Consider the following 3,802-nt stretch of genomic DNA (forward strand, 5'->3'; position numbering starts at 1 on the left):
AGCCTTGGAAATCTGGATGATGATGCAGATAGACGTCCTCGATAGTCCTGATTGACGTTGCAAAGAAGCTTGCTGCATCAGACGGAGATGAACCTTTCTGCATCGCCCAAGTAATTGCCGTGTGTTTCAGGGTATGGCGAGTAATACCTTCTATTTGGGCATCGCGACAAATCCGAGCCCAAGCCGTTTTGATGTCTTCCACTTTCGTCCCATGATAGGCAACAACATAGTTCGGGCGGTTTTCGCGCCACAAACGCGCATGCAGAGCGAGTTGCCTCGGAAGACGGGCTGGTGTGCGTTCCTTTTTCGTTTGAAGTTCTCCGCTACCAGCGCGTTAGAGAATTCCCTGTTCTAAATCGATATGCCCTGCGTGGTCAGATTTTCCCCACCCCAGCTTAAGAATGGCACCTTTGCGCGTGCCGGTATACAGCACCGCCCATTAAGCTTCATTTCGTTCGAATGGCAGGTTAGCCTTGCTTCCATACGGCAAATTAGTCCACTCATCTGTCTCCCAGTACCCGAAAATGCTGCACTACGTTCGAATGGCCGCAATAGGGAAGCTGGCTTCTGGGATTTAGTGCCAGCCGAGTGTCCGGTATGGGCCGTTTTGGACATTAGGAACAATATTCGTATATTCGAAATTTAATTATTACTTAAAAGATGACTGTCATCGTTCTTAAAGCCCGATTTGGTGGAGAGAGACTATGGCAATCGCAAGCTTTTTCAAGAAGTTCAGCCCGACTGAAGATCGCAAATCCGACATTTCATCCGATCCCGTCCTTGCGACACCCACCGAGGTACCATTTGAAGACAAAGTGAACACGCTCCGGATCAAGGAAAGCACTGGTGATCTGTCTGGATTGACCAAGGAGGATTTCCTCTTTGACGGCCAGCAGGCGAAGCTGGCAACGGCTTTCATTTCTCCGCATCTGGATTTTGACGCGACGGTCCGCAAGCTGAATGCTCTGTGCGGGACCACCAAGCTGATTTGCGTCACGACGGCAGGGGAATTGTGCAATTGCTCCGATCGCCAGCTTTATCGTGATGCCTCCGGCAACTGGAAGACCCTCACCTTGCAGATTTTCCCACCAGATCTTATTGGTGATGTGTCGATCCATACCGTCGCGCTGCATAATGATGATATTCGTTCGGGCAAGCCAACCCGCAAGCGGTCGGACCGCATTAACGCGATTGCCAAGGATGTTGAACGCCTGAAGGTGCCCTTCACCATTCGTCCGGAAGAGGTGTTTGCGCTCACTTTCATTGATGGCTTATCGGCCAGTGAAAACTATCTGATGGAAGGCGTCTATCAGTCCGGGCGCTTCCCTTGCCTGTTTATCGGCGGATCGGCCGGCGGCAAGCTGGATTTTGTTGAAACCAAGATCGCCAATGGCACCCAAGTCCTGCAAAATCATGCGGTGATTGTGTTTGTCAAGGTGGCCGCCGGGCGCCGCTATGGGGTCTTCAAAAGCCAGAATTTCAAGAAGTCGGCGCATTCCTTCCTGATTGCCGATGCCAATCCTGATCTCCGGGTGGTTCATAGCGTGGTCAACCGCAAGACGGGGGATCTGGAACCGATGACGGAAAGCCTGGCTCGTCATTTCAATGTCCCCGTGACCAAGCTGGCGGAGAAGCTCGCGGGGAAATCCTTCGGCATCGAGCTGGATGGTGAAATCTTTGTTCGTTCGGTTGCTGCCATTCAGCCAGAGGCCGAGCAAATCGCCTTTTATTGCGACGTCAATACCGGGGACGAGTTGTTCCTGCTGGAGGCAACGGATTTCACCCAGCAGACCCGCAGCGATTTGCAGGCCTTCATGCAGGGCAAATCCAAGCCGCTGGGAGCCATTCTCAATGACTGCATTTTGCGTCGGCTCAACAATCAGCAAAAGACCAACAGCCTGTCCGATCTTTGGAATTGCCCTGTGGCTGGCTTTTCGACATTCGGTGAATTGTTCGGCATCAATGTCAACGAAACCCTCTCGGCGATTGTGTTTTTCGACGATCGCGACGGCAAGCATGAAGACAAATATCTCGATAATTTCACGACCCACTATTCCCGCTACAACAACTATTTCACAAAGTGCCAGCTTGCCGGGGCCAATATGGTCAATGACCTGAGGAATGAGATTATCACGGCGATGAGCGAGCGCCTTAATCACATGAGCGAAATTCAGGCCGTTCTTAGCAACACGCGGAATATGCGCGATTCGCTCTATTCCATTCGTAGTTCCATTTCGGGCGTCTCGGACAAGCAGGAGCAGGGCCAGAAGCAATCAAGCCAGATGGATGATGCAGCGGATCTGGCGAACCAGTTCGAGCAGCTCTCCAGCGCGATGGCCGGATTGCGGGAAATCCTGTCGATTATCGACGGGATTACGGGTCAAACCAATCTGCTCGCCCTGAACGCCACCATTGAAGCCGCCAGAGCGGGGCAAGCGGGCCGCGGCTTTGCTGTGGTTGCCTCCGAGGTCAAGCAGTTGGCGGGCGACACCAAATCCACCCTCACCCATACAGAAGAAAGCATTGGGGACATGGAGACATCCCTGTCCAATCTGGGGCAATTGATCGAACGGACACGGGACCGGTTTGTGAATGAGGGCGAACGCTACAAATCGACCATCCAGCAAATTGACGACATGATCTCCGATCCTGACGGCATCGACAAGACGCTGAGCGAACTCAGCGACATTGTGGAAACGCAGGTTCAGGCGACCCATGACATCAATGAGCAATTGGCCAAATTGGCCCAAATTGGCGCGTCAGCGGCTTGATCTCCGAAAATGTCGCACCTCGTTCGAACGGCTGCGATTGGGAGGATGCCCTTCAGTAGGCGCAGACAATCGAGTGCCTCCTAAGGGCCGCGAATGCCAGTCACGCCCCCAGATGCGCAATTTCTGGCAATGATGCACCGCATCAGTCGGGTTCGAGCCCAAGGTGGACATTGAAATTGGTAGTATCTTCGCAGCCGCAACAAAGCTAGATCGGCAAACGCGTCCCAAACCAGACATTGGTTGGCTAGCATATGCTATAGGCTAGTTTCCCCATTCCTGTCGTTGGAGCGAAGCGCAGCATGTTGGGACTTTCCCTTCTTTTAATCAAATGACACGCATTCATTAGCCGAATTGTCTGTATGCAGGCTTTTCGGCATAATTGGGTTTACCAATATGCATCATGAGGGCATGATTCAAGCGGTCGCGCGTGAAAACTCTAGTGGTATAGGAATACGTTCTTGAAGCAAGCCTGCATGGGAAATTTCGTTCTTACCATTATGAGGGAAGGAACTTGCAATCAGATCGTCTAGAACCTCAATTGGAACAGGACGACTGAATAGATATCCTTGAAAATGGACGCATCCAGCTTGCTGCAGAATGAGAAGCTGGCTCTCTTCTTCAACGCCCTCCGCAATAATATCCAATTTGAGTGTTTGGCCCAGGTGAATGATTGTATCGAGGATAGCTGAGCTTCTCTCGTCAGTTTGCATATCTCGCACAAACGATTGGTCAATCTTCAACTGGTCCAACGGAAGGTGCTTGAGGAAGCTTAGCGAAGAATAACCAGTGCCGAAGTCATCCAAAGACCAACGAATGCCGATCTCTTTCAGAGCAAGCATTTTTTCTGTTGCTTCTTCAAGATCTCCCACCAAGGCGCTCTCGGTGAGTTCAAAGTCCAGTTTAGCCCATCTCATTCATGAGGTTGCCCCATTTTCTGCCTGTGATTTTGGCCGCAGTTCATCGTTGCGCATGAAGTGCGCGAAGAATGCCTTTATTTTTGGAATGGGTTGGAGGTGACAATTACGGGTTCA

At 51.5% G+C, this 3,802-nt stretch carries 3 protein-coding genes; 1 reads left to right on the forward strand and 2 read right to left on the reverse strand.

Features of this window, described 5'->3' with window-relative positions:
* Positions 1-202: site-specific integrase (locus tag DSD30_RS21805; RefSeq protein WP_483458437.1), on the reverse strand; the 202-nt coding region annotated here is incomplete at its 3' end.
* Positions 203-704: 502 nt separating this feature from the next.
* Here DSD30_RS21805 and DSD30_RS21410 point away from each other — a divergent pair.
* Positions 705-2,771, forward strand: a complete 2,067-nt coding sequence (locus DSD30_RS21410) for a methyl-accepting chemotaxis protein (RefSeq protein WP_114011791.1) — start codon at positions 705-707, stop codon at positions 2,769-2,771.
* A gap of 413 nt (positions 2,772-3,184) precedes the next feature.
* Here the strand turns inward: DSD30_RS21410 and DSD30_RS21415 are convergent, their stop codons facing one another.
* A complete protein-coding gene (locus tag DSD30_RS21415) occupies positions 3,185-3,685 on the reverse strand; it encodes an EAL domain-containing protein (RefSeq protein ID WP_114011792.1) in 501 nt (166 codons plus the stop codon).
* Positions 3,686-3,802: the final 117 nt, after the last annotated feature.

This window comes from Cohaesibacter intestini (assembly GCF_003324485.1).
Classification (GTDB): domain Bacteria; phylum Pseudomonadota; class Alphaproteobacteria; order Rhizobiales; family Cohaesibacteraceae; genus Cohaesibacter; species Cohaesibacter intestini.